This is a genomic window from Bradyrhizobium betae, assembly GCF_008932115.1.
GTDB classification, from domain to species: Bacteria; Pseudomonadota; Alphaproteobacteria; order Rhizobiales; family Xanthobacteraceae; genus Bradyrhizobium; species Bradyrhizobium betae.
In genome coordinates this window covers 666,592-690,438 of sequence record NZ_CP044543.1, presented here as the reverse complement: position 1 = coordinate 690,438, position 23,847 = coordinate 666,592, and the positions used below count along the sequence as shown (strand labels likewise).

Sequence of the window (23,847 nt, the reverse complement as noted above, 5' to 3'; positions counted from 1 at the left end):
CGCAGGCTGGTCAGGCGCGTTTCGGTGATCCCGCGATCGGCACGAGTCCGGCGTCCGCCATGCGTGTCGGCAACAGCGCCATGACGGACTGGCGTTCCGGACTCTCCATGGCGTGCCAGCGCGCGATCTCCGGCAAGGTCCGGCCGCAGCCGAAGCACAGCTTGGTCTTGGGATCGATCATGCAGACGGCGACGCACGGCGTTTCTTTGCTCATTTGGATATAGTGGGGGATCGTCGGGCATTTCTGCAAGCATCTCGTTAAGAGCCCGTGCCGGCGCTCATGATCGGCTTGTGGCGCGGCCGGCGCCTCTCGTCTGGAACGAGGGACCCCTCCGGCTGCAGCGGTGGTGCCTCCTCCGACAGTGGCGCCAGCGCGCTCATCACGCGTTCTGGCGGGAAGGTGACGATCACTTCGGTACCGATGCGCAGCTTCGATTTCAGCGTGAACGTGCCGCCATGCAGGTCGATCAGGTTCTTGGCGATCGGCAGGCCGAGGCCTGCGCCCTGTTCGGCCGATTTGATCGAGTTCGAGCCCTGGCCGAACGAGGCGAGCACGACCGGAATTTCCTCCTCGGGAATGCCCGAGCCGGTGTCCTTCACCGAGAGATATTGTCCGCCCGAGGCGGTCCAGCCGGCCTTGAGCCAGATCTCGCCGCCTTGCGGGGTGAACTTGATCGAGTTGGAGAGCAGATTGAGCACGACCTGGCGGATCGCGCGCTCATCTGCCCAGAGCCGCGGCATGGCCTGCTCGAACACCTCGTGGATGGTGATGCCGCGGCTGGAGGCGCGCAGCTTCATCAGATGATGGCAATCGGCGACGATGCCGACCAGCGAGACTGCTTCCTCGTTCAATTCGTAGCGGCCGGCCTCGATCCGCGAGAGGTCGAGGATTTCGTTGATGAGGTTGAGCAGATGCACGCCGGAATTATGGATATCGGCGGAATATTCCTTGTACACCGGCACCGCGTGCGCGCCAAAGATCTCGCTCTTCATCACCTCGGAGAAGCCGAGGATCGCGTTCAGCGGCGTGCGCAGCTCGTGGCTCATCTGCGCGAGGAAGCGCGACTTGGCGACGTTGGCGGCTTCGGCGCGATGGCGCGCTTCGTCCGAGATCGCCTTGGCCTGTTCGAGCTCGCCGATCAGCGCGTCCTTCTCGGCGCGCGCCTCCAGCGTGGCAAACGTCGAGGAATGCAGGCGGTGCGCCAGCAGCACGAAATAGCCTTCGGCCGCAAGCGCCAGCGCCGCAAGAATGTAGTTGTCCAGCGAGCCGGTCATCGCAAAGCTCAGCGCCATCGCAACCGCAACCGGCGCGGTGGCGGCAAGGGCTGCGATCGGCAGATTGGCGGCGAGCATGCTCGATACTGCGATCACCAGCAGCATCAAGAACATCATCAGCGTTTCCGTGACCATATCGAGCACGGGGTGGATCAGGATCGCCATCCAGCACAGGCCATAGAGCAGATCGAGCACGACGAAACGCGTCCGCCACGCACGCGTCGCGGTCGGGGAGGTGGGCTCGGCCAGGAAGCGGTGGCAGCTGCGGATCATCGCGGCGTGGATGCAGAGCATGCCGGCAGTCCAGGCCGCGGCCGGGATCGGCTGCATCCACAGCCCGAACAGCACGCCGGTGGCGACCACCAGCAGCATCACGACATAGGAAGCCGACAGCCGCGTCTGGGCATATTGGCGCAGCATCTCGGCGTCGAAGGCCGGCCGGGTTCCACTGGTCGACGTTAACTTATCGCGCGCCTCGCGGACCCGTTGCGCCGCAGCCCGTCGGCTGCTCGCCGACGGAGCGCTGATTGGCTCGGCCGGAAGCTGCACGACTTCAGGCTTTTCAGCGGGGTTACTCATCAAGCAACACGATTCCTGCCCGCGTCGGACGCGGGCCTTCTGCATTGTCTATCTCTGGCAAGAAATCCTTAAGAGGTGACTTAAGGAGCTAAAGAATTACGTTAACCCTGCGTTAATTCCGGGCGCGCTCGTGCCGCTCAGTGCAGCCAGGTATGCTGCGCGACATAGACGACCGCCCCCGCCAGATAGCCCGCGAGCGCGGGGACGGCGATGCGGCGCGCGTACCAGAGGAACTCGATCCGTTCGAGCCCCATGGCGGCGACGCCGGCGGCCGAGCCGATGATCAGGATCGACCCGCCGGTACCGGCGCAATAGGCGATGAACTCCCAGAGGAAGCTGTCGGTCGGATAATGTGCGAGGTCGTACATGCCCATGGTCGCGGCGACCAACGGCACGTTGTCGATGACGGCGCTGAGCAGGCCGAGGACGACGACGATGATGTCCTGGCGGCCGATCGCGGTATCCAGCCATTTGGCCAGCATCGACAGCAGACCGGCATGTTCGAGGCTGGCGACCGCGAGCAGAATGCCGACGAAGAACACGATCGAGCCCATGTCGATCCGGGTCAGGGCATGCGCGAGCGACAGCGGTCGGCGCACATGCTCGTCCTTTTCGCGATGCACGATCTCGCCGGCCAGCCAGACGATCCCGAGCCCGAGCAGGACGCCCATGAACGGCGGCAGATGGGTGACGGTCTTGAAGGCAGGCACCGCGATCAGCACGCCGAGCCCGAGATAGAACATCAGGTTGCGCTCGGCCCGCTCGACGGCGAGCAGGCCGTTGTCCTTCGGTGGTGCCGCGATGGTCTTGCCCTTGAGCGCAAAGCTGATGAAGGCGAGCGGCACCAGCAGATTGACCAGCGAGGGCAGGAACACCGCACCCATGATCTTGAGTGGCGAGATCTGCCCTCCGATCCACAGCATGGTCGTGGTGACATCGCCAATCACGGTCCACGCGCCGCCGGCGTTGGCCGCGATCACGATGAGGGAGGCGAACAGCAGGCGGTCCTCGCGCCTTGCGATCAGCCGCTGGATCAGCGAGATCATCACGATCGTGGTGGTGAGATTGTCGAGGATCGCGCTGAGGAAGAACGCCACGAATCCGACCAGCCACATCAGCTTGACCTGGCTCGTCGTGCTGATGCGGGAGGTGATGACCTCAAAGCCGTCGTGGGCGTCGATCACCTCGACGATGGTCATCGCACCGATCAGGAAAAACACGATCTGCGCGGTGGAGGCGACGGATTCGTCGAGCTGACGGCCGACCAGTGCATGGTCGCCCGTTGCCATGGCGTAGATGGTCCAGAGCAGGCCCGCGCCGAGCAGCGCGGACGCGCTCTTGTTGACCCCGATCGGATGCTCGAGGGCAATCGCCGCATAGGCCAGAACGAAGATGGCGGCGAGTGCGATCAGCAAGGCGGGATCAGTCCGTCAGGTGTCAGCGATTGAGGCGCGCGAGCAGGCTCGACGTATCCCAGCGCTTGCCGCCCATCTTCTCGACCTCGGAGTAGAACTGGTCGACCAGTGCGGTGACCGGCAGATTGGCGCCGTTGCGGCGGGCTTCGGCGAGCGCGATCGAGAGGTCCTTGCGCATCCATTCGACCGCGAAGCCGAAATCGTACTTGTCCTCGTTCATGGTCTTGTAGCGGTTCTCCATCTGCCACGACTGCGCCGCGCCCTTGGAGATGGTTTCGATCACGGCCGCGACGTCGAGGCCGCTCTTCTTGGCGAAATGGATTCCCTCGGAGAGGCCCTGCACGAGGCCTGCGATGCAGATCTGGTTGACCATCTTGGTCAGCTGACCGGAGCCGGCGGGCCCGAGCAGCTTGCACATCCGCGCATAGGCGCCCGTGATGATCGGCTCGGCGCCGGCGTAAACGTCCTGCGCGCCGCCGCACATCACGGTCAGCACGCCGTTCTCGGCGCCGGCCTGGCCGCCGGAGACCGGGGCGTCGATGAACTTGAAGCCGGCCTTGGTTGCGGCGGCGTCCAGCTCGCGCGCGACTTCGGCGGAGGCGGTGGTGTGGTCGACGAAGGTCGCGCCCTTCTTCATGCCGACGAATGCGCCGTCGGCGCCGATCGTGACCGAGCGCAGGTCATTGTCGTTGCCGACGCAGCACATCACGAAATCCTGACCTTCGGCGGCGGCCTTCGGGGTCGCCGCCGTCTTGCCGCCGAATTTGTCCGCCCATTCCTTCGCCTTGGCCGCGGTGCGGTTGTAGACGGTGACCTCATGGCCCCCTTTTTTCACGAGGTGTCCGGCCATGGGGAAGCCCATCACGCCGAGACCGAGGAAAGCGACTTTAGCCATGTGTGGTACCTTGTCCGTAGCTTGAGTTTTACGGTTGCAGCCGGGCGAGGGGCGCCAGCCGGCGTTCCTGAGGTTCCGCCGAACGACGGATCGGGCGCACCATAAACCCTTGAGGCCGGAGGGCAACGGCTTCGTTTGGCGGCCCCCTGTGCTAGGATGGCGGAGCCAAGGACTTCAAGGAAAGGGAGTGAAAGCATGGGTGGCACAAGTGTCGGCGTCCTCGATCATTTCAACATCCGGACCCGTAATCTGGCCGAGACGGTCCGCTTCTACGAGGACGTGCTGGGCCTCGAAAAAGGCGCCCGGCCGAACTTCGCCTTCCCCGGCGCGTGGATGTACAGCGATGGCAAGCCGGTGGTGCACCTCGTCGATATTTCTCCAACCTCGGAGCCGCAAAAGCCGGATTCGGGCGTGGTCCACCACGTCGCCTTCGTCAGCCGCGGGTTCGACGGCATGAAGCAGCGGCTGGCCTCCAAGGGCATGACCTTCGACGCCCGCCAGGTGCCCGGCGGCGAGCTCTGGCAGATCTTCGTCTATGACCCCAACGGGGTCATGATCGAGCTGAATTACGAGGCGGCCCTGGAGCAGGGGGCGGCACCCGTCGAGATGGCTGGTGATATCGGCAGGCAGTAGCCTTTTGGCCGTTTCCGCTCTAATGGGGCATCCCAAGGTCTTGAGCATGATCTGGTCGGAAAACCGCTTCACTCTTTTCCGGATCATGCTCTCTTTAGGAGATGCGCTTTGAGCGTGACGCAGCAACAGGTTCTCGACAGCCTCGCCCGGATCAAGTCGCCCCGCGGGGTCGCGCTCACCAATGCCAATGTGCTGAGCGCGATCAGCGCGGCCGACGGCAAGGTGTTCTTCTCGATCAACGTCGATGCCGCCGAGGCGCGGGCCTGGGAATCCGTCCGGGCCGAAGCGGAGGCCGCCGTGCGCGCCATTCCCGGCGTCATCACCGTGATGGTGGCGCTGACCGCCGAGCGCAAGGCCGGCGCCGCACCGCCTCCGCCGCCAACGCCGAGCCGCGGCACACCCGGTGTGCAGCCGGTCCACGCCCACAAGCCGCCGCCGCAGGGCGGTGCCCAATCGCCGATGGCACGGCAGTCCGAGATTCCGGGCGTTGCCGCCGTGATCGCGGTGGCCTCGGGCAAGGGCGGCGTCGGCAAATCGACCACCGCACTCAATCTGGCGCTGGGTCTGCGCGACCTCGGCCTCAAGGTCGGGCTGCTCGATGCCGACATCTACGGCCCCTCGGTGCCGCGGCTGACGGGCCTGCACGAGAAACCGGAGCTGGACGGCGAGCGCAAAATGATTCCGCTCCGGCGCTTCGGCCTCGCCATCATGTCGATCGGCTTCCTCGTCGAGGAAGAGACCGCGATGATCTGGCGCGGTCCGATGGTGATGTCGGCGGTGACGCAGATGCTGCGCGACGTCGCCTGGGGCCAGCTCGACGTGCTCGTGGTCGACATGCCGCCGGGCACCGGCGATGCCCAGCTCACGCTGGCGCAGAACGTGCCGCTGAAGGGTGCCGTGATCGTCTCGACCCCGCAGGACCTGTCCCTGATCGACGCGCGGCGGGGGCTTGCGATGTTCAGGAAGGTCAACGTGCCCGTGCTCGGCATCGTCGAGAACATGAGCTATTTCCAGTGCCCGCATTGCGGCACGAAATCCGACATCTTCGGCCACGGCGGGGCGCGCCACGAGGCCGAGAAGCTGGGTGTGCCGTTCCTGGGCGAGATCCCGCTGCACATGGCGATTCGCGCCAGCTCGGATGCCGGCAGCCCCGTGGTCGACAGCGAGCCGGACGGGCCTCATGCGGCGATCTACCGCGCCATTGCGGGCCAGGTCCGGGACCAGCTCAAGGGCGTTGTCGCCACAGTCTGAGCGGTCTTTTCCGGGGACGTGCGACTTTCGTAGAGCCCCGTCATGCCAATGTCGCGTTCCGAAACCGTGCGGTCCGTGTTAAAGGCCCACGGCAGTCAAGCCCCTTCGGTTCGACGCGGCCCAAAAACGCGTCGCCGGAATGAGCGGCAGCAAAGAGGAAGTTAGGGGAAACGCCCCAGCAAGGAGAGCCTGAAGATGAAGCGTCGTGATTTTCTGAAAGTGTCGGCAGCTGGTGCTGCGGCAACCGCCGCTGTGGCCTCGCCGGCGATCGCGCAGTCCTCGCCCGAGGTGAAGTGGCGCCTGACCTCGAGCTTCCCGAAGTCGCTCGACACCATCTATGGCGGCGGCGAGCAGGTGGCGAAATACGTCGCCGAGATGACCGACAACAAGTTCCAGATCCAGGTGTTCGCCGCGGGCGAAATCGTCCCCGCCCTCCAGGCGCTCGACGCGACCTCGAACGGCACGGTCGAGATGTGCCACACCGTCTCGTACTACTATGTCGGCAAGGACCCGACCTTCGCGATCTACGCCTCGGTGCCGTTCGGCCTCAACGCACGCCAGCAGAACTCCTGGTGGTACCAGGGCGGCGGCATGGAGCTCGGCAACGAGTTCTTCAAGAAGTCGAACGTGATCGGCTTCCCCTGCGGCAACACCGGAACGCAGATGGGCGGCTGGTTCCGCAAGGAGATCAAGACCGTTGCGGATCTGTCCGGCCTCAAGATGCGCATCGGCGGCATCGCCGGCCAGGTGCTCCAGAAGGTCGGCGTGGTGCCGCAGCAGCTCGGCGGCGGCGACATCTATCCGGCGCTGGAGAAGGGCACCATCGACGCTGCCGAATGGGTCGGTCCCTACGATGACGAGAAGCTCGGCTTCGCCAAGGTTGCCAAGTATTATTACTATCCGGGCTTCTGGGAAGGCGGCCCGACCGTGCATTCCTTCGTCCATCTGGACAAGTGGAATTCGCTGCCGAAGAACTACCAGGCGATCCTCACCAATGCGATGGCCAACGCCAACAGCTGGATGGCCGCGCGCTATGACATGCAGAACCCGGCCGCACTGAAGCGTCTGGTCGCCGGCGGTACCCAGCTTCGTCCCTTCACCAACGAAGTGCTCGAAGCCTGCCTCAAGGCGACCAACGAGCTGTGGGGCGAGATCTCGGCCAAGAACCCCGACTTCAAGAAGTCGATCGACGCCATGCAGGCCTACCGCTCCGACGAATATCTGTGGTGGCAGGTCGCCGAGTACACCTACGACAGCTTCATGATCCGCTCGCGCACCCGCGGCTGATCCTTCGATGAACGTCGCAACATGAATGAGCCCGGCCGCGTTCGCGAGGCCGGGCTTTTTCTTTGGCGGCGCATGTGCGTACTCAAAGTCCGCAAAACAACCCCATGCACAGTAGACGCGGGGTGCGGGAAAATGGCTCGATAGCGGCCGACAACAGTTTGACTTACCGGGTAAATTTGCAGGAAGGCGCGCGTCCGCTTCTACACCGCTCGCAATGACACGCGGATGGAGTTGCGCTCAGCCGCGCAACGGACCCGTTTGACACGTCGGGCAAAACAATGGCATAAAGCAAAAATCGAATAATCCGAAATTTGATTCTCGACGCGGATCCGTTGGGAGCTGACGATGCGCTTCGATCCCGATGATATTCAACGCGCGCTACGCAAGGCGTGGTCGCTGTCGACGGCCAGCCAATGGACGGCGGGCAACCCCGCGGCCGGGCAATGCAACGTCACCGCGCTGCTGATCCACGACCTCTTCGGCGGCGAGCTGCTGAAGACGCCCCTGCCGGCCGGCGATCATTTCTACAATCGGATCGGAGGCGAAAGGTACGACTTCACGGCGAGCCAGTTCGAGCAGCCGATCGCTTACATGGACTTGCCTGCAAGCCGCGCCAACGCCGAGCAGGGAGCAACAAGCGATCAGTTGGCTGAACTCAGGGTGGCTTATCAGCGGCAGGGCACCAGCTCAGAGGGACTGTAGGCGTTCAGCGTGGCCGCGCGCTCGGTCGGATTTGTGTAATGGCAACGCCGGAGATCGCGAGCAGCCCGCCGGCGATCAATCTCGGGGTCACACGCTCGCCAAGGAACAGCACGCTCGACATCAGGGCGAACACCGGCAGCAGCAGGCCGAAGGGGGCGACGCGGCCCATCGAGCAGCGGGCGATCAGCCAGAACCAGAGGCCAAAGCCGACGATTCCGCCGATGAAAATCGTGTAGGCGAGGGCGAGCCAACCATTTTCATCCGCGGTGGCAAGGCTCGCCAACTGTCCGTGTTCGAGCAGCAGCGACATCACCATGACCTGCGGCACCGTGAACAGCGACGACCACCCCATCAACATCAGCGGATCGAAAGGGCCGTAACGTTTGGCCAGGACGTTGGACACCGCGAAAGCGAAGGCTGCCCCGACCACGAGTAGCAGCGGCAGCGGGTTTGCCGACAGGCCGGGCTGCGCTGCCAGCACGACCACGCCGACGAATGCGAGTACCACGCCGGCCGACGTGATGAGGGACGGTCTCTCCGCGAGCAGCGGCCAGGCCAACAGGACGGTGAAGGGCGTGGCGAGCTGATATGCGACGGCCGACATGCTTCCCGAGCCGAGGCCAAGGCCGACATAGAACAGCCCGAAGTTCAGTCCGCCAAGGAAAAGCGAAATAGCGGCAATGGGGCCAAGCTGTCGGCGCGTGGGCCTCTTGACGAACGGAACGAGCAGCAGCGCGATGGCGAGGAAGCGCAGCGCGAGGAAGAACAGCGGCGGAAACTCCGTGACGCCCACCTTGATCGCCACGAACTGGTAGCCCCAGAGCAGGGGAACGGCGACGGCGCAGACGACCTGGAGAGCCGACATGGCATTCCTAATTTCGAGACCGCTCGGTCCAGATATAGATGCACTGATGGCGGAAGGCGCGGCATGATCGTTCATATGATTGGGTTGCTCACTTGATGAAGCGATCGAGAAGAGCGTCAGCGGTGGCCTTCGACGTCGTCCGTGCCGGCGCCGTCTTTCCGACCACGCGCATCCCCTCAACGAAACAGACCAGAATTCGGGCGGCACTCGAGGGCTCGACACCATCGGCCAGCAGGCCCGCCGCCTTCGCGCGGGACAAGGCAGCCGCCAGCCTGGTCTCCAGCGCCTTGAAGAAGCTCGCGATGCGACGGCCAACCTCGGCATCCTGGCCGGCCAGTTCCATGGCTGTGGCCACGAGCAGGCATCCGCGCCGGCCATTGGCACCGCTGGTGCGGTCGACGTAGCCGGCAAGGAAGGCCCGCAGGCCGTCGACCGGCCACCTGTCGGGGGCGAGTTCGGTGTCGATCCGGGTCAGGGCGTCGGCAATGTAGCGATCCAGCGCACGCAGGAACAGCGAGTGCTTGTCGCCGAACGCGGCGTAAAGACTGCCGCGCGAGAGCCTGGTCGCGCGCAGCAGATCGGGGAGCGCCGTGGCGTGATAGCCGCGCGACCAGAACACGTCCATCGCGCGTTCGACCGCGACGTCCAGGTCGAAACTCCGGGGGCGGCCACGGGGCGACTGCACTGGGGTCTGATTGCGCATTCCTGATATATAGACCGTATGGTCTATATATCGCAAGCTGGCGATTTTGCGGTAAGACTTGTGCGCACTCGCCTGAGTGGCTTACACGAACCTGACAGCGCACCAAAAGGCCGGCAAGCCCCGCCTTTTTGCTGGCCGAAACTGCGCGAATGATGGAAGAGATCAGCGATGCGGCGCGAGCCGCGATTGCACCGGAACATCCGGCGGGAATGCGATGCGTCTTCTGATCGTCGAGGACAATGCCGAACTGTCGCGGCTGGTCGCCGCCGGGCTGGCGACGGCGGGGTATGAGAGCGACATCGTCGGCAGCGCCGCCGAGGCGCGCGAGGCGGTCAGCAGCGTCAGCTATGCCGCGATGATCCTCGACCTCGGCCTGCCCGACGGCGACGGCCTGTCGGTGCTGCGCGAATTGCGCCGGCAGATGGAGCCACTGCCGGTGCTGGTGCTGACCGCGCGCGGCGGCTTGCAGGACCGCGTCACCGGCCTGCGCAGCGGCGCCGACGACTATCTTGCCAAGCCGTTCGCGATGGAGGAGCTGGTGGCCCGGCTGGAGGCGATCCTGCGCCGTCCCGGTCAGTTGCTCGGCCGTTCGCTGCGCCTCGCCAACCTCGTCTACGACACCGAGAGCCGCCAGATATTCGTCGACGACCAGCCGCGGATCATCTCCGCGCGCGAGACCTCGGTGCTGGAGATCCTGCTGCGCCGGCAGGGGCGGGTGGTGCCGAAGAAGAACGTCGAGGACCACATCTTCGGGCTCGAAGGCGAGGTCGCCTCCAACGCGGTCGAGGTCTACGTCTCACGGCTGCGCAAGCAGCTCGCTGAACACGGCGCCAAGGTCGTGATCCACACCATCCGCGGCGTCGGCTATCTCATGGCCGAGGAGAAATAACGTGGCCGGCGGAGCGTTCGTCAGGCCGACGTTCAAATCGCTGATCTCGCGCATCGTGTTCATGCACATCGTGGCGGTCGCGGTGGTCGCGATCTTCCTGCCGCTGGTGCTGTTCTGGCTGCTCAATTCCGAGGTCGACCAGCTGCACCGCAAGGCCATGCGGGCGCAGGCCGAAGTGCTGGCCGAGCGCATCGTCGCGGCGCCGGACGGCCTGCTGACGTTCAATCTGCCGGACAGCCTTCGCGGCCTCTATTCCGAAGCCTATGGCCGCTATCTCTACGACATCCGCGATGCCGACGGCCGATTGCTGTTCTCGTCGCGCCGCAAGACGGGAGCCGCGGCGGCACAGGCGCCGCCATTGTCCGAGACGATTTCCGGCGCCGGCGTCACGCGCATCATCGACGGCAAGATCGTGCGTATCCGCGTCGCCGAGGATCTGGCGCATCGCGACGTCATCATCGACGACATCATCTCGAACTTCTTCCGGCGGGTGGGGTGGATCACCATTCCGATCCTGCTGATCCTGCTCGCCATCGACATCATCATCTTCCGCCGCGCGCTCGCGCCGTTGTGGAAGGCGTCCGAGGAAGCCAGCAATATCGGGCCGGCGCGCACCGACATCCGCCTGCCGACCCGGCAGATCCCGCGCGAGATCATGCCGCTGGTCACCGCCGTCAACCAGGCGCTCGACCGGCTCGAAGGCGGCTTTCGCGTGCAACGCCAGTTCACGGCCGACGCCGCGCATCAATTGCGCACGCCGCTTGCGATCCTGCGGACACGGATCGAAACGCTGCATGACACCGCCGCGCGGCAGGCGCTGCATGACGACATCGAAGGCATGAGCCGCATCGTCGCGCAGCTGCTGGAGATCGCCGAGCTCGACACCCTGGTGCTCGATCCCGGCGAGACCGCGGATTTGCGCGCCGTCTGCGCCGAGGTGGTCGCCGCGATCGCGCCGTTGGCGATCGCGCAGCACAAGGACATCGCGCTGAAGGGCACGGACGAGCCGGTGTTGATCCATGGCAATTCCGAGATGCTCCAGCGCGCGATCTTCAACCTCGCCGAAAACGCCATCAAGTTCACCGCAAAGGACACTTCCGTCGATATCGAGGTGAGTGACGACGGTTCGGTGCGGGTGCGCGATTGCGGTCCCGGCATCGCGGAGGCCGAGCGCGACCTGATCTTCCAGCGCTTCTGGCGCGCCGACCGTCAGCGTAGCGACGGCGCGGGCCTGGGGCTGTCGATCGTGCGCGGTGTCGCGGACGATCACGCCGCCACGGTGGCCGTGGAGAATTTGCCGGGCGGCGGCGCGGAGTTCACGCTGCGGTTTCGGCTGGCGGAGAAGGTCAACGTCGCGGGGAAGAATTCGCGCGGCACTGACGCTGCGCCCTCTCCCCTTGCGGGAGAGGGTGGCATAGGCGGCCCTCGGCCGCCGTCCTGATAACGCCGATGCTTTGCATCGGCTATGGCGATAGCGGCGAGACGGGTGAGGGGTTCTATCCGCGAGTCCAACTCTCAATCGAACGCGCGGAGGTATACCCCTCATCCGGCGCTTCGCGCCACCTTCTCCCGCAAGGGGAGAAGGGAAGAAGTGTCAGCGATCGCTGCTACACCGTCCGTTACTTCTGCGGTGGTCCCAGATCCAGCGGCGGCAGGTCGATCTGCGGCACCTCGATCTTGACCTTGTCGAGGTCGACGTTCAGCGGCTTGTCGAGCAGGCCCGTCACCGTGACCGGGAAGATGATCACGAGAAGCACCATGATCATCTGCAGGCCGATCCACGGGATCGCACCCCAGTAGATGTCGGAGCTCTTCACTTCCTTTGGCGCGACGCCGCGCAAATAGAACAGCGCAAAGCCGAACGGCGGATGCAGGAACGAGGTCTGCATGTTCACGCACAGCATCACGCCGAACCAGATCAGCGCCGCGTCGGGTCCCACCACCGGCGCGAGAACCTTCTGCGCGATCGGCGCGATCATCGGCAGGATGATGAAGGCGATCTCGAAGAAGTCGAGGAAGAACGCCAGGAAGAAGATGAACAGGTTGATGAAGATCAGGAAGCCCCAGACGCCGCCGGGCAGCGAGGTCAGCAGATGCTCGAGCCAGACGCCGCCGGAGACGCCCAGGAACACCACCGAGAAGCAGGTCGAGCCGATCAGGATGAAGGTGACCATGCAGGTGAGGCGCATGGTGGATTCGTAGCCCTGCTTGATGAGGTCGCGCAGGTCGGGGATGCGGGCAGCCTGGATGCAGATCCAGGCCACGGCGATATAGCACACCGCGAACGAAAGCCTGAACACAAGGTTCTCGGTAAACAGCATCGCGACGATGGTGCCGATGCCGGCGGCGATCACGCCGATGATCAGGACCCTGCGATCATTCGAGGTGAAGTCCTTGTGATGGATCGCGGCGAGCACGATGGCGCCGACCGCGCCCATGGCGCCGGCTTCCGTCGGGGTCGCAAGGCCCATCATCATGGTGCCGAGCACGACGAAGATCAGCACGGCCGAGGGAATGATGCCCATCAGGCACTTCTTCCACAGCGCCCAGCCGTTCAGCGTGCGCGCTTCCAGCGGCACCGGCGGTACGTGGTCCGGCTTGATCAGGCCGAGGATGAAGGTGTAGCCGGCGAACAGCATGATCTGGAACACCGAGGGACCCCAGGCGCCGAGATACATGTCGCCGACCGACTTGCCGAGCTGGTCGGCGAGCACGATCAGCACCAGCGAAGGCGGCACCAGCTGCGTGATCGTGCCGGAGGCCGCGAGCACGCCGGTGATGTAGCGCATGTTGTAGCCGTAGCGGATCATGATCGGCATCGAGATCAGCGCCATGGCGATGACCTGTGCCGCCACCGTGCCGGTGATGGCGCCGAGAATGAAGCCGACGATGATCACGGAATAGCCGAGGCCGCCGCGGATCGGGCCGAACAGCTGGCCCATCGAATCCAGCATGTCCTCAGCGAGCCCGCATCTCTCCAATATCGCGCCCATGAAGGTGAAGAACGGAATCGCGAGCAGCAGCTCGTTGGAGAGCACGCTGCCGAACACGCGTCCGGGGATCGCCTGGAGGAAGTTGAGGTCGAAGAATCCGAGATGGATGGCGAGGAAGCCGAAGGAGAGGCCGACCGCCGCGAGCGTGAACGCGACGGGGAAGCCGATCAGCATCGCCAGAACCAGGCCGCCGAACATCAACGGCGGCATCATCTCCAGCGTAATCATTGGGTCGGCCTCTCGTACTTGGCGTCGATCGTGACGTAGCCCTTGAGAGCCGCGATACGCTTGATGACTTCGGAAACACCCTGGAGCGCCAGCAGGACGAAGCCGGCGGGGATCACGAACTTGATCGGCCAGCGGATCAGGCCGCCGGCATTGCCGGACATCTCGCCGACGCTATAGGCCTGCATGAAGAACGGCCACGACAGATAGGCGAGCAGCAGGCAGGAGGGGATCAGGAAGCAGAGCGTGCCGATCATGTCGAGCCAGAGCTGGCCGCGCTCGGAGAGCGTCAGATAGAAGATCTCGACCCGCACATGCTCGTTGCGCTTGAACGTGTAGGACGCGCCGAACATCACCAGGATCGCGAACATGTACCATTGAAGCTCCAGCCAGCCGTTGGAGGAGTTGCTGAAGGCATAGCGGATCATGGCGTTGACCGCGCTGACCAGACACGCCAGCAGCACCAGCAGGTTACAGACGTACCCGATCTTTTCGTTGAGGAGGTCGATGGCGTTGCTCACCGCCAGCAAGGGACGCATCTTACTTTCTCTCCGTCGCGGCCATGAGCGTGATCCGGACCCGGAGGGCCGCGCCAGCGCGAGTTGCGAAGCGGCTTTCCGAAGAGACCAGGCTCGAACAACAACCTGAAGCGCGATGAGATGATTCATCACATCTCATCGCGCTTCAGACTTCACGGGAGGCTTCAGCACGCATCGCTCGACCCGCGTGCAAAATGCACGCGACCGCGGGAATCGTTTTCCGAAAGCGATTGCGGCGTCAGTCCTCCCCTCGTGCCTTGCCGTCTTGACCGCGACCGCCAGAGGGGCGGGCCGGCTTATTGCTGCCGGGCAAGCAAAGGCGGGTGCACCAAACCAGCGGCTTCACGTGCCGTCAATCGGAAAATGGACAAATTGACGCGCGCTCAAAAGCTTAGGTTAGCGACGCTGGCGCGAATCCCTCAGCCGCCGGTCACACTCATATGCCTGGAGACACTGGGGCGGTCGTGGCGGCGGTCGATGATGAAATCGTGGCCCTTGGGTTTGAGCCCGATGGCGCGGTCGATCGCATCCGCAAGCAGTGCATCCTCGCTCGATGCACGCAGGGGTTTGCGCAAATCGGAGGCATCCTCGTGGCCGAGGCAGGTGTGCAGCGTGCCGGTGCAGGTGATGCGCACCCGGTTGCACGATTCGCAGAAATTATGGGTCATCGGCGTGATGAAGCCGAGCTTGCCGCCGGTCTCGGCGACGCTGACATAGCGGGCGGGGCCGCCAGTGCTCTCGGCCAGATCCGTCAAGGTGAATTGCTGCGCCAGGCGCGCGCGCACCAGCGACAGCGGCAGATACTGGTCGATGCGGCCCGAGCCGATCTCGCCCATCGGCATGACTTCGATCAGCGTCAGGCCCATGCCCTTGCCGTGGGCCCAGCGCATCAGCTCGGGAAGCTCGTCCTCGTTGAGGTTCTTCAGCGCCACCGCGTTGATCTTCACGCTGAGGCCCGCGGCGCGCGCGGCCTCGATGCCTTCCAGCACCTTGTCGATCTCGCCCCAGCGGGTGATCTCGCGAAACTTTTGGGGATCAAGCGTGTCGAGCGAGACGTTGATGCGGCGGACGCCGCAATCGGCCAGTTCTTGCGCGTATTTCGCAAGCTGGGTGCCATTGGTCGTCAGCGTCAGCTCGTGCAGGGCGCCGCTGGAAAGATGCCGCGACAGCGAGCGCACCAGCGTCATCACGTTGCGGCGGACCAGCGGCTCGCCGCCGGTAAGGCGCAGCTTCTTGACGCCCTTGGCAATGAACGCCGAGCAGAGCCGGTCGAGCTCTTCCAGCGTCAGCAGGTCCGCCTTGGGCAGGAACGTCATGTCTTCCGACATGCAGTAGAAGCAGCGCAGGTCGCAGCGGTCGGTGACGGAGACGCGCAAGTAAGAGATGGTCCGCCCGAACGGATCGGTCATGGCGCTCGACAGCGCGGCGAGAGGGCTCGCCGTTGCGAGAGAGCTCGCGGAAGATCCGTTCATACCAAATGCCTTGTCACTTACGGCGACGGGCGCACCTTTTGCTTCAGCGGTGCTCTGGAAGCAATCTAAGCATCGGACGCGTCTAGGACAATCGGGTGGTATACGTAATCAGCGTTTGCCTGCGTTCGGATCGGGGAACGGCGAGCCTGCAGCAGGAGCCGTCTCGGCCGGCGCCGCGGCGGGCGCGGCTGCGGCCGGTTTCGGCTTCTTCGGCCGGTGCGGCTTGCGAACCGGTTTCGGCGGCGCGGCCGGCTGAAGCTCGGCGAACACCGGATTGGGGTCGGTGGTGACCGAGGCGGGTGTGGTGAAATCGCCGGGATTCCTGATGACGTTCACCGGCACGCTGGCCGGCTGGTACTTTGGCAGCGCGAAAGCGACCGTGAACGGTGCATCGGGAGCTGGAACCGAGACGGAGCAGGGGGTCTTGCAGCCCGAACCCAGCGAGGTCGTGGCGTCAGCGCCCGGGGGATTGGATTCGAGCCGGACCTGAACGGTCGGCGGCGCCGATTTGAACATGTCCATTGAAGGCATCGAGGAGCAGCCCCCAAGGCTGATTACCCCCAGGAGGCTCGCCCCCGCTAACGCAATCGCGATGACACGACGCATGACCATCCACTTCTACTGCGACGAACCGCCACATCCCCGGCCGACCATAGGAGTGTCGTTTCAGGCAGGCAACCGGCGCACGGCGCATAGATAATAGATGGTTAACGCAGGGTTCCGAAAAATAGCGTTGCCAAATCAGTGGCTTGTTCGGGCTAGCCTGTCATCAGGCTGAGGGCAGCCGCCGGCAGGTCGCGCATGTGATGGATCAGCCGGTCCGGCTTCAGCTCGGCGATCGGCACGTCTGTATAGCCGAAGCTGACCCCGATCACGGGGACCCCGGCGCGCCGGGCCACGCCGACGTCGGTTCCGGCATCGCCGACCATGATACTGGCCTTCACATCGCCGCCGGCGCGCGCGACCGTCTCGCGGAAAATGGTCGGATCCGGCTTCTGGACCCCGAACGTGTTGGCGCCGCAGATCGCTGCGAAGCGACGGCTCATGTCGAGCTGGTCCAGCAGCCGCTTGGACAGCCATTCCAGCTTGTTGGTGCAGACCGCCAGCCGGTGGCCCTCGGCGGCAAAATGGTCGAGCGCGGCTTCCAGCCCCTCGAAGGGCCGGGATTCGACCGCGATGTGGTCGGCGTAATAGGCGATGAAATCCGCCGTCATCCGGTCCATGTCCGCGAGGCTCACGGTGCGGCCCTCGGCCTCAAGCCCCCGCTCGATCAGCTTGCGGGCGCCGGCGCCGATCATGTTGCGGGCCGAGGCCATCGGCACGGGCGGCAGCCCTTCGCGGTCGAGCACGTAATTCAGCGCGGTGATCAGGTCGGGCGCCGTATCCACAAGCGTGCCGTCGAGATCGAAGACGAGGGTATAGGAGGAGGTCATGGTCCAAGCGCTACCGGCCCGGCCGGAGCTGCGCAAGGGGCGGGGCCATAAGATCAGCTTATGGGCCTGTTCCCGCCGGGAAAACGAGGCTACATAGGCCGCCGCAAGCGGCCAGACTCGGCGGCACACTCTACTTATTATTCAGGGGCGGGCGCATCGTGAACATGGACCAGTTGAAGCGGCAGGCTGCGGCGCGCGCCCTCGAGGAGGTGCGTGACGGCATGCAGCTCGGGCTCGGCACCGGCTCGACCGCCAAGCATTTCGTCGAACTGCTCGGCGAGCGCGTCGCCGCCGGGCTCAAGGTCATCGGCGTGCCGACCTCCGAGGCGACGCGCCTCGATGCGGAACGTTGCGGTGTGCCGCTGACCACGCTCGACGAGATCGACCATCTCGACATCACCATCGACGGCGCCGACGAGATCGATCCCGAGCTCAATCTGATCAAGGGCGGCGGCGGCGCGCTGCTGCGCGAGAAGATCGTGGCGGCCGCTTCGGATCGCATGATCGTGATTGCCGACGACACCAAATGGGTGCCGACGCTCGGCCGCTTTCCGCTGCCGGTCGAGGTGATCCCGTTCGGGCTTGGCGCGACGCGCCGCGCGATCGAGAAGGCATTTGCGGAATGCGGTGTTTCCGGGCAAATGGCGGTCCGCAAGACCAAAGGGGGGGACAAGGACGGCCACGTTTTCGTCACCGACGGCGGCCACTGGATCCTCGATGCCCAGCTCGGACGTATCGTGGATCCGCCCAGCCTCGCCAAGGCGTTGAGCGCGATCCCCGGGGTGGTCGAGCATGGGTTGTTCATCGGCTTGGCCAGCTCGGCTGTTTTGGCGGGTGGCGAGGGAATCCGCGTGATTGAACGGCGAAAGCCGAAAGGAGACTAGGAATGACGAGCGTATTGAAGTTCTTGCCGGCCGCGACCCTCGCTGTGGGACTGGCGCTTTCGGCAGCCCCGGCCGTCGCGCAGCAGCCGGCGCCGGCTCAGCCCAAGGCAGCAGCCGCGCCGGCCCAGCCGAAGTCCTCGCCGGCGGCGATCGCCGCGGCCAGGGAGATCTTGCAGATCAAGAACGCCACCGCGATGTATACCGGCGCCGTGCCGGGCCTGGTCGAGAAGACCAAGATCGCGCTGATCCAGCAGAACCTGAACTACCAGAAGGACCTCAACGAGGTCGCCCAGGTCGTCGCCCAGCAGCTCGCCGGCCGCCAGAACGAGATCGGCGAAGGCATGGCGCAGATCTACGCCAGCGAGTTCACCGAGCAGGAGCTGAAGGACCTCGTCACCTTCTACAAGTCGCCGCTGGGCAAGAAGCTGATCGACGCCGAGCCGCGCGCCATTGGCCTCAGCATGGCCTTCATGAACTCCTGGGCCCAGAACTTCGCCGAGACCGTGATGGGCGCCTTCCGCGCCGAGATGCGCAAGCGTGGCAAGGAGATCTGATCGGCACTATCTGATCAGGAGTTGATGACAGAGGTCGGAGTGGACAATGGCTGAATTCGACGTCGACCTCTTTGTCATCGGTGGCGGCTCGGGCGGCGTGCGTGCCGCCCGCATCGCGGCCGGCCATGGCGCCCGCGTGATGATCGCGGAAGAGTACCGCATGGGCGGGACCTGCGTGATCCGCGGCTGCGTGCCGAAGAAGCTGTTCGTGATCGGCTCGCATTTTCGTCACGAGCTCGAGGACGCCGCCGGTTTCGGCTGGACCGTTCCGCCCGCCAGCTTCGACTGGCCGACGCTGATCGCCAACAAGGACAAGGAGATCGCCCGGCTGGAGGCGGCCTACACGACGAATGTCGAGAAGTCCGGCGCGCAGATCGTCAAGAGCCGTGCGGTGATCGAGGACAAGCACACCGTCCGCCTGCTCGTGGACGACAAGAAGATCACGGCGAAATACATCCTGATCGCCACCGGCGGCGCGCCCAACCACGGCGCTGCGATTCCCGGCATCGAGCACGTGATCTCGTCGAACGAAGCGTTTCACCTCAAGAAGCTGCCGAAGCGGATCGTGATCCAGGGCGGCGGCTACATCGCGCTCGAATTCGCCGGCATCTTCGCCGGCTTCGGCTCCGACGTCACCGTGATCTATCGCGGCGACAACATCCTGCGCGGCTTCGACGAGGACGTCCGCGCTCACGTCCGCAGCGAGATGGAGAAGCAGGGCATCACCATCCTGACCGGCTGCACGGTCGCGAAGGTCGATCGCCACGGCGACGAGTTCACCACGCATCTGTCCAACGGGTCGAGCCTTGCCTCGGACCGGGTGATGTTCGCGATCGGCCGGCATCCGGCGGTGGCCAATCTCGGCCTGGAGAAGGCCGGCGTCGCCATCAACCCGAACAATGGCGGCATCGCGGTCGATCATTTCTCCAAAAGCTCGGTCGACAGCATCTATGCGATCGGCGACGTCACCCATCGCTTCAACCTGACGCCGGTCGCGATCCGCGAGGGCCATGCCTTCGCCGACACCGTGTTCGGCAAGCGCGAGGTGCAGGTCGATCATTCGACCATTCCGACCGCCGTATTCTCTCAGCCGGAGGTCGGCACGGTCGGCCTGACGGAGACCGAGGCGCGTGCGCAGTTCAGCCACGTCGACATCTACAAGACGAATTTCCGCCCGATCAAGGCGACGATGTCGGGGCGCGACACCCGCGTGCTGATGAAGCTCGTCGTCGACGGCTCGACCGACCGTGTGCTCGGCTGTCACATCGTCGGTGACGCCGCGGCCGAGATCACCCAGGCGGTCGCGATCGCGATCAAGATGAAGGCGACCAAGGCCGATTTCGACTCCACCATCGCGCTGCATCCGACCGCGGCCGAAGAGCTCGTCACCATGCGCACGCCAACCGCGCGCCACGTGCGGCAGGCGGCGGAGTAGGGGTTGTACTCAGCGGACTATCGCTTGGCGCGCGCCAGGTTCAGCGCACCGAGGTCGCTTTGGCTGGCCTCTGAAATCCTTCCCTTTCCAAGACAGGTCGAGCATTTGGTTGGGTAGATCTTGCGGCCCGGGAATGTCGATTGCCCCGATGGGGGAAAACCCGTGCCGTTGCAGGTCGAGCAAATATGCTCCTTGATTTTCGCGGTCATGTTGAGCCTCTCGGGAAGTGTCCAGCGAGTCAATGCAGCGTTTCCGCCGCGGCCTCGTCGACCGCAGCCATCAGATCGGCCGTATCCGATTGCTGGATCATGTGACCCGCATTCGGGACGCGGCGCATCTTGCTGTGCTTGATTTCGTCATGCAGCCGGCCGGACTGCTCGTCGATGTCGATGAGGCGATCGTCCTCGCCGGCAGCCATCAGGCCGGCCGTTGCGACGAGGGCGGAGGTGATGGGATAGTCCGCGAGAGCACGAAGAGTCATGGTCGCCAACGACGGCGAGCGTCTTTTCAGGATGCGCATGTGCACTTTCGCTGGCGGGAGCCAGCTGTTGGAGAGCAGGAGTCGACGCCGGAATACCGTCCCGGTCTCGTCACGACCTTGATGACGCGGGCCTCTGTCGGGGGAGAGTGCCGTGCCTGGGCGCGTTTTCGAGGCCGGCTGGATCGGCACCATGGAGCACGGATCGGCTTCGTATTCTTGGAATTCGTATTCTTGGGGCCGGGAGCATTGTGGGCCCGGACGTCGTCGCATGCGCATTCACGGATCATGTCATGCAGGCGCAACTGGAGCGAAGGAGAGTTGTTCCTAACTTAGTGCTGCCAAGAGCGGTTTCTCGGGGGCGCGCACTGGCGAACGTCATTCGAGACACCACATCGAGGGTATCGGCGGCTCTTGCGCAGACGCAGGATTGGCTCGACGGCACGATGCCACCGGTCTCGCGACCTCAGTCGCAAAGTGCGCTGGGAAGATGTGTCGATGTTGCCGCATCTCGGGGAGATTTCGTCATGACTGAGAAGCGCAATCGCGTACGCCAGGTTGATTCACTTGCCGAACGTCTCGCGGCGGATGCATCGAGGCTGCTTGAACAGGCCTCATGCCTCGAGCCCGGTGCAGAACGGGAGGCGCTCTTGAAGAAGGCGCATCGCAACAAGATGGCTGCCGATATCAACGCGTGCTTGACGTCTCCCGCACGGCGGCTTCCAACCTAGGCAATGCGCTTTCTGCGGCGTGCCGACACATACCTGCTCGGGACTAGGCTAAAATCGCCGATGCCTCGCCGGCCCCCTGGATCTTTTGCTGAATGTTTAGGAACGAACCTCCGGGGGTCCGATTGAGGCCTCATTGACGATTCGACGTGAACAGCGTGCGCAACGCGGGATGCGGCATCAACCGGCGTGGAGATGTCGCGCCGTTTAGAGTTTAATCGCGCAGGCGATGTCTCGGAGCGCGGCGTAGGAACGAAAGCTCCGTTGGGAGCTTGGCTCAGTCCTTAGTCACTGGAGACAATCATGAAGCGCCCGACACTTTTCGTTTGCATATCTTTATTCGCCGCGGCCACGGCTTTCGTAGCTGCCCCCGCTTCAGCGCAGAATCCGCCGGCGCAGTCTGGGCCGAACAACAACGCGGTCAACAGTCCAGGTCAGAACAACTCCGATGCGCCTGTCGCGGGTCGCAACAGTTTCACTGAAGGTCAGGCCAAGTCCAAGATCGAGGACGCCGGCTACGCCAACGTCACCGCACTGAAGAAGGACGACAAGGGTGTGTGGCGCGGCCAGGCCAGCAAGGGCGGATCAGCCACTGCGGTCAGCGTCGACTTCCAGGGCAACGTCAATTCGGCCAAGTAAGCAAGGAATCAAAATGACCGTTACAATCTCTCGTCTTTACGATAACTACACCAATGCGCAGCAGGCGGTTCAGCGGCTCGAAGCTGCCGGCGTGCCGCACTCGGACATCAGCATCGTCGCCAACAATTCGGACAGCTGGTTCAATACCGACAAGAAGGTGGATCGTGACCGCGACGGTGTCGACGACCGCGCCGAAGGTGCGGGCAAGGGCGCTGGCATCGGTGCGGGCGTGGGCGGCACCGCCGGCCTTTTGGCCGGTCTCGGCCTTCTCGCGATCCCCGGCCTCGGTCCTGTCGTCGCAGCAGGTTGGCTCGCTGCGACTGCCGTCGGCGCGGCTGCAGGCGCTGCAACCGGCGGCGTCGTTGGGGCGCTGACTGAAGCCGGCATTTCCAAGGAGGATGCTGACTCTTATGCCGAGGGCGTTCGTCGTGGAGGCACGCTGGTGTCCGCGCGCGTTGCGGAGGCCGATCGCGCGCGCCTCGACACAATCCTGAACGAGTCGTCGGTCGATTTGCGCGACCGTAGCGCTGCCTGGCAGAAGGCCGGGTGGAAGTCCTTCGACCCCGCCAGCAAGCCTTATGGCGCCGACGAAGTTCGCAAGGAGCGGCAGCTCTACGGCGGATCGCTCCGCTAAATGAGAGTTCGGCGGCCCGCTTCGGCGGGCCGTTCTTTTTGCGCTAGCCGTACAGATACCCGACCGGCTTGCCCTCGGTGCGCAGGGGACGAACGTCCCTCTGCGTGATGATCTGGCCGGCGAGGCCGTCGATCTCGTCACGCTGCGTCGGGGTCCAGCTGCGCAGCTCGTTCATGCCCTTGAGCAGCCGAGCCTGAGCACCTGGGTGTTTTCGCCGAGGCCAATGAGGCTGACCGACTCCTTGCCCGCCGTTACGACATCGCCGGCGGAGAGTTCAAAGCTCTCGCCGGACCTCTTCCTGAACTCGGCCGTGCCGCGAATGACGCGATAGATCACGACCTCGCCCTTGGCAAAGAAGGCGGTGTCCGCGGCGATCGACGTGCTCTTCGGCAGCAGCGACTGGCCGCGCGGGTCGGTTGCGATGATGTGGCCGGTGACGAGATGGCCACTCGGAATCTCGATGCCGATATCGCGCACATAGACCGGCAGGGCCGATTTGACCGAATTGTCGGTCAGTGGCTTGAACAGCGCATCCAGCGCCAGCGGGTCCTGCAGCCAGAAGCCGGCATCGGTCGGGCGATCATGCAACGGATGATTCCAGGCCACGCGCGGCGTCTCGGCCTCGTTGATCTGGTCCGGACCCACGATCGTGGGGTTCGGAAAGGTCGTGGGGTCGGTGATGAAGGCTTCGAGGAATTTGCTCGAATAGCCCATCGAGATCGGGTCCGGCACCACGGTCTGCGCCGTCTTCAGGTTCTCTTCGGTCGACAGTCCCGACCAGGTGTAGAACAGCTGGCGGTGCACGATCGCGCTTTGCAGCATCACCGCGCCGGGGCCGACATTGTAGAAGCGCCCGTCGTAGTCGAAGGTGAACGCGCCCGAGGTGACCAGCACGAGCTGAAAGCCGCCCGGCGGCAGATGAAGATGGAAATCGGTGGGGCCGGTGTCGGGGCGGTAGATCGGCAGGTTGGTGGCGACCTCGTGCAGCAGGAAGGTTTCGTTGTTGGCGTGAAAGCCTTCATTGGCGCGGTTGTAGAGTGCCTGCGGCCGGTAGGTCGCCTCATATTTCGCATTCTTGTCGCGGTCGATCGCGACGAAATCCTGGTCGTTGAGGCGAAGCGGCGCGCCGTTCGGGCGGGTGAGTCCGGTGAATTTGATATCGGCGGCAGCATGCACGTTCATGGCATTCTCCGATCTGGCCGGTCATCCGCGCGCGATCTGGCGGGCAGCGGAGACTGAAGGTCTGAATGCCGCGTTGCGAATTCTGGGCCAGTTCGGTTCCAGCGATGGGACGGCCCGCGCGCCATCGCGGAGCAAGCAAAATCCGGTGGTTGCACCG

The 23,847-nt window shown here is 64.4% G+C and carries 24 protein-coding genes and 2 pseudogenes; 12 read left to right on the top strand and 14 right to left on the bottom strand.

Annotated elements, in window-relative coordinates; all coding sequences use genetic code 11:
* Positions 1–10: 10 nt before the first annotated feature.
* The 4 genes from F8237_RS03590 to F8237_RS03575 form a co-directional block, all read right to left on the bottom strand.
* Entirely contained in the window at positions 11–214 is a 204-nt protein-coding gene (locus tag F8237_RS03590) for a DUF1289 domain-containing protein (RefSeq protein ID WP_151642432.1), read from the bottom strand.
* A gap of 44 nt (positions 215–258) precedes the next feature.
* Complete coding sequence (locus F8237_RS03585) at positions 259–1,854, bottom strand: sensor histidine kinase (protein WP_162005857.1); 1,596 nt, start codon at positions 1,852–1,854, stop codon at positions 259–261.
* A 137-nt stretch (positions 1,855–1,991) separates the two neighbouring features.
* The gene (gene nhaD / locus F8237_RS03580) at positions 1,992–3,269 is read right to left on the bottom strand and encodes a sodium:proton antiporter NhaD (RefSeq protein ID WP_151642430.1); all 1,278 of its coding nucleotides are present in this window, start codon (positions 3,267–3,269) and stop codon (positions 1,992–1,994) included.
* Between the two features lie 22 nt (positions 3,270–3,291).
* Positions 3,292–4,164, bottom strand: a complete 873-nt coding sequence (locus tag F8237_RS03575; RefSeq protein WP_151642429.1) for an NAD(P)-dependent oxidoreductase — start codon at positions 4,162–4,164, stop codon at positions 3,292–3,294.
* A 195-nt stretch (positions 4,165–4,359) separates the two neighbouring features.
* Here F8237_RS03575 and F8237_RS03570 point away from each other — a divergent pair, with 195 nt between their 5' ends.
* The 4 genes from F8237_RS03570 (at position 4,360) to F8237_RS03555 (ending at position 8,037) form a co-directional block, all read left to right on the top strand.
* Entirely contained in the window at positions 4,360–4,797 is a 438-nt protein-coding gene (locus F8237_RS03570; protein WP_151642428.1) for a VOC family protein, read from the top strand.
* 108 nt (positions 4,798–4,905) lie between these two features.
* Positions 4,906–6,048: an Mrp/NBP35 family ATP-binding protein gene (locus F8237_RS03565; RefSeq protein ID WP_151642427.1), complete on the top strand. Its 1,143-nt coding sequence runs from the start codon at positions 4,906–4,908 to the stop codon at positions 6,046–6,048.
* A gap of 195 nt (positions 6,049–6,243) precedes the next feature.
* Entirely contained in the window at positions 6,244–7,335 is a 1,092-nt protein-coding gene (locus F8237_RS03560; protein ID WP_015686979.1) for a TRAP transporter substrate-binding protein, read from the top strand.
* A gap of 345 nt (positions 7,336–7,680) precedes the next feature.
* Positions 7,681–8,037 (top strand): YunG family protein, encoded by a 357-nt coding sequence (locus tag F8237_RS03555; protein WP_151642426.1) that lies wholly within the window; start codon positions 7,681–7,683, stop codon positions 8,035–8,037.
* 4 nt (positions 8,038–8,041) lie between these two features.
* On the opposite strand, the gene F8237_RS03550 is transcribed toward F8237_RS03555, so the two are convergent.
* Together F8237_RS03550 and F8237_RS03545 are read right to left on the bottom strand one after the other, a co-directional pair.
* Positions 8,042–8,902, bottom strand: a complete 861-nt coding sequence (locus F8237_RS03550; protein ID WP_151642425.1) for a DMT family transporter — start codon at positions 8,900–8,902, stop codon at positions 8,042–8,044.
* Positions 8,903–8,990: 88 nt separating this feature from the next.
* Positions 8,991–9,527, bottom strand: a complete 537-nt coding sequence (locus F8237_RS03545) for a TetR/AcrR family transcriptional regulator (RefSeq protein WP_244626071.1) — start codon at positions 9,525–9,527, stop codon at positions 8,991–8,993.
* A gap of 292 nt (positions 9,528–9,819) precedes the next feature.
* Here F8237_RS03545 and F8237_RS03540 point away from each other — a divergent pair, with 292 nt between their 5' ends.
* Both F8237_RS03540 and F8237_RS03535 read left to right on the top strand, forming a co-directional pair.
* Positions 9,820–10,494, top strand: coding sequence for a response regulator (locus tag F8237_RS03540; protein ID WP_151642424.1), 675 nt, complete (start codon positions 9,820–9,822; stop codon positions 10,492–10,494).
* Positions 10,495–10,555: 61 nt separating this feature from the next.
* On the top strand, positions 10,556–11,935 hold the full coding sequence (locus F8237_RS03535) for a sensor histidine kinase (RefSeq protein ID WP_244626174.1): 1,380 nt from the start codon (positions 10,556–10,558) through the stop codon (positions 11,933–11,935).
* Positions 11,936–12,113: 178 nt separating this feature from the next.
* Here the strand turns inward: F8237_RS03535 and F8237_RS03530 are convergent, their stop codons facing one another.
* From F8237_RS03530 to F8237_RS03510, 5 genes are all read right to left on the bottom strand, one after another.
* Positions 12,114–13,715, bottom strand: a complete 1,602-nt coding sequence (locus tag F8237_RS03530) for a TRAP transporter large permease (RefSeq protein ID WP_151642422.1) — start codon at positions 13,713–13,715, stop codon at positions 12,114–12,116.
* Positions 13,712–14,251, bottom strand: coding sequence for a TRAP transporter small permease subunit (locus tag F8237_RS03525; protein ID WP_151642421.1), 540 nt, complete (start codon positions 14,249–14,251; stop codon positions 13,712–13,714). Before F8237_RS03525 ends, F8237_RS03530 begins: the two co-directional genes overlap by 4 nt.
* Before the next feature lie 419 nt (positions 14,252–14,670).
* A complete protein-coding gene (gene moaA, locus F8237_RS03520; RefSeq protein ID WP_151642420.1) occupies positions 14,671–15,723 on the bottom strand; it encodes a GTP 3',8-cyclase MoaA in 1,053 nt (350 codons plus the stop codon).
* 108 nt (positions 15,724–15,831) lie between these two features.
* Positions 15,832–16,329 (bottom strand): hypothetical protein, encoded by a 498-nt coding sequence (locus F8237_RS03515; protein ID WP_151642419.1) that lies wholly within the window; start codon positions 16,327–16,329, stop codon positions 15,832–15,834.
* Positions 16,330–16,481: 152 nt separating this feature from the next.
* Complete coding sequence (locus F8237_RS03510) at positions 16,482–17,156, bottom strand: HAD-IA family hydrolase (protein WP_151642418.1); 675 nt, start codon at positions 17,154–17,156, stop codon at positions 16,482–16,484.
* 158 nt (positions 17,157–17,314) lie between these two features.
* Here F8237_RS03510 and rpiA point away from each other — a divergent pair, with 158 nt between their 5' ends.
* Genes rpiA through gor form a run of 3 tightly spaced genes read left to right on the top strand, consistent with a single transcriptional unit; the run spans position 17,315 to position 20,029 of the window.
* Positions 17,315–18,040, top strand: coding sequence for a ribose-5-phosphate isomerase RpiA (gene rpiA, locus F8237_RS03505; protein ID WP_151642417.1), 726 nt, complete (start codon positions 17,315–17,317; stop codon positions 18,038–18,040).
* A gap of 2 nt (positions 18,041–18,042) precedes the next feature.
* A complete protein-coding gene (locus F8237_RS03500; protein ID WP_151642416.1) occupies positions 18,043–18,594 on the top strand; it encodes a DUF2059 domain-containing protein in 552 nt (183 codons plus the stop codon).
* A 46-nt stretch (positions 18,595–18,640) separates the two neighbouring features.
* On the top strand, positions 18,641–20,029 hold the full coding sequence (gor, locus tag F8237_RS03495) for a glutathione-disulfide reductase (protein ID WP_151642415.1): 1,389 nt from the start codon (positions 18,641–18,643) through the stop codon (positions 20,027–20,029).
* Between the two features lie 17 nt (positions 20,030–20,046).
* Here gor and F8237_RS03490 read toward each other — a convergent pair whose 3' ends face one another.
* Together F8237_RS03490 and F8237_RS03485 are read right to left on the bottom strand one after the other, a co-directional pair.
* Positions 20,047–20,238 (bottom strand): hypothetical protein, encoded by a 192-nt coding sequence (locus tag F8237_RS03490; protein ID WP_151642414.1) that lies wholly within the window; start codon positions 20,236–20,238, stop codon positions 20,047–20,049.
* 29 nt (positions 20,239–20,267) lie between these two features.
* A pseudogene (locus tag F8237_RS03485) lies at positions 20,268–20,441 on the bottom strand (alpha/beta fold hydrolase); the annotation flags it as partial.
* Between the two features lie 593 nt (positions 20,442–21,034).
* On the opposite strand from F8237_RS03485, the gene F8237_RS03480 reads away from it, so the two are divergent.
* From F8237_RS03480 to F8237_RS03470, 3 genes are all read left to right on the top strand, one after another.
* Positions 21,035–21,238 (top strand): hypothetical protein, encoded by a 204-nt coding sequence (locus tag F8237_RS03480; RefSeq protein ID WP_151642413.1) that lies wholly within the window; start codon positions 21,035–21,037, stop codon positions 21,236–21,238.
* A 300-nt stretch (positions 21,239–21,538) separates the two neighbouring features.
* Positions 21,539–21,874 carry a hypothetical protein gene (locus F8237_RS03475; RefSeq protein WP_151642412.1) on the top strand — a complete coding sequence of 112 codons (336 nt, stop codon included), beginning with the start codon at positions 21,539–21,541 and terminating at the stop codon, positions 21,872–21,874.
* A gap of 13 nt (positions 21,875–21,887) precedes the next feature.
* Positions 21,888–22,508: a general stress protein gene (locus F8237_RS03470; protein ID WP_151642411.1), complete on the top strand. Its 621-nt coding sequence runs from the start codon at positions 21,888–21,890 to the stop codon at positions 22,506–22,508.
* Between the two features lie 43 nt (positions 22,509–22,551).
* Here F8237_RS03470 and F8237_RS03465 read toward each other — a convergent pair.
* Positions 22,552–23,690, bottom strand: a pseudogene (locus F8237_RS03465) (hypothetical protein).
* Positions 23,691–23,847 lie beyond the last annotated feature (157 nt).

What these genes read in the sequence shown, in the direction of transcription:
- F8237_RS03545 (WP_244626071.1), bottom strand. Translation starts at nt 9,527, where the DNA reads ATGGACGTGTTCTGGTCGCGCGGCTATCACGCCACGGCGCTCCCCGAT.
- moaA (WP_151642420.1), bottom strand. Translation starts at nt 15,723, where the DNA reads ATGAACGGATCTTCCGCGAGCTCTCTCGCAACGGCGAGCCCTCTCGCC.
- F8237_RS03590 (WP_151642432.1), bottom strand. Translation starts at nt 214, where the DNA reads ATGAGCAAAGAAACGCCGTGCGTCGCCGTCTGCATGATCGATCCCAAG.
- F8237_RS03475 (WP_151642412.1), top strand. Translation starts at nt 21,539, where the DNA reads ATGAAGCGCCCGACACTTTTCGTTTGCATATCTTTATTCGCCGCGGCC.
- F8237_RS03500 (WP_151642416.1), top strand. Translation starts at nt 18,043, where the DNA reads ATGACGAGCGTATTGAAGTTCTTGCCGGCCGCGACCCTCGCTGTGGGA.
- F8237_RS03535 (WP_244626174.1), top strand. Translation starts at nt 10,556, where the DNA reads ATGCACATCGTGGCGGTCGCGGTGGTCGCGATCTTCCTGCCGCTGGTG.
- F8237_RS03560 (WP_015686979.1), top strand. Translation starts at nt 6,244, where the DNA reads ATGAAGCGTCGTGATTTTCTGAAAGTGTCGGCAGCTGGTGCTGCGGCA.
- F8237_RS03575 (WP_151642429.1), bottom strand. Translation starts at nt 4,164, where the DNA reads ATGGCTAAAGTCGCTTTCCTCGGTCTCGGCGTGATGGGCTTCCCCATG.
- F8237_RS03555 (WP_151642426.1), top strand. Translation starts at nt 7,681, where the DNA reads ATGCGCTTCGATCCCGATGATATTCAACGCGCGCTACGCAAGGCGTGG.
- F8237_RS03470 (WP_151642411.1), top strand. Translation starts at nt 21,888, where the DNA reads ATGACCGTTACAATCTCTCGTCTTTACGATAACTACACCAATGCGCAG.
- F8237_RS03550 (WP_151642425.1), bottom strand. Translation starts at nt 8,902, where the DNA reads ATGTCGGCTCTCCAGGTCGTCTGCGCCGTCGCCGTTCCCCTGCTCTGG.
- F8237_RS03530 (WP_151642422.1), bottom strand. Translation starts at nt 13,715, where the DNA reads ATGATTACGCTGGAGATGATGCCGCCGTTGATGTTCGGCGGCCTGGTT.
- F8237_RS03540 (WP_151642424.1), top strand. Translation starts at nt 9,820, where the DNA reads ATGCGTCTTCTGATCGTCGAGGACAATGCCGAACTGTCGCGGCTGGTC.
- F8237_RS03585 (WP_162005857.1), bottom strand. Translation starts at nt 1,854, where the DNA reads ATGAGTAACCCCGCTGAAAAGCCTGAAGTCGTGCAGCTTCCGGCCGAG.
- F8237_RS03525 (WP_151642421.1), bottom strand. Translation starts at nt 14,251, where the DNA reads ATGCGTCCCTTGCTGGCGGTGAGCAACGCCATCGACCTCCTCAACGAA.
- F8237_RS03510 (WP_151642418.1), bottom strand. Translation starts at nt 17,156, where the DNA reads ATGACCTCCTCCTATACCCTCGTCTTCGATCTCGACGGCACGCTTGTG.
- F8237_RS03570 (WP_151642428.1), top strand. Translation starts at nt 4,360, where the DNA reads ATGGGTGGCACAAGTGTCGGCGTCCTCGATCATTTCAACATCCGGACC.
- F8237_RS03515 (WP_151642419.1), bottom strand. Translation starts at nt 16,329, where the DNA reads ATGCGTCGTGTCATCGCGATTGCGTTAGCGGGGGCGAGCCTCCTGGGG.
- gor (WP_151642415.1), top strand. Translation starts at nt 18,641, where the DNA reads ATGGCTGAATTCGACGTCGACCTCTTTGTCATCGGTGGCGGCTCGGGC.
- F8237_RS03480 (WP_151642413.1), top strand. Translation starts at nt 21,035, where the DNA reads ATGACTGAGAAGCGCAATCGCGTACGCCAGGTTGATTCACTTGCCGAA.
- F8237_RS03490 (WP_151642414.1), bottom strand. Translation starts at nt 20,238, where the DNA reads ATGACCGCGAAAATCAAGGAGCATATTTGCTCGACCTGCAACGGCACG.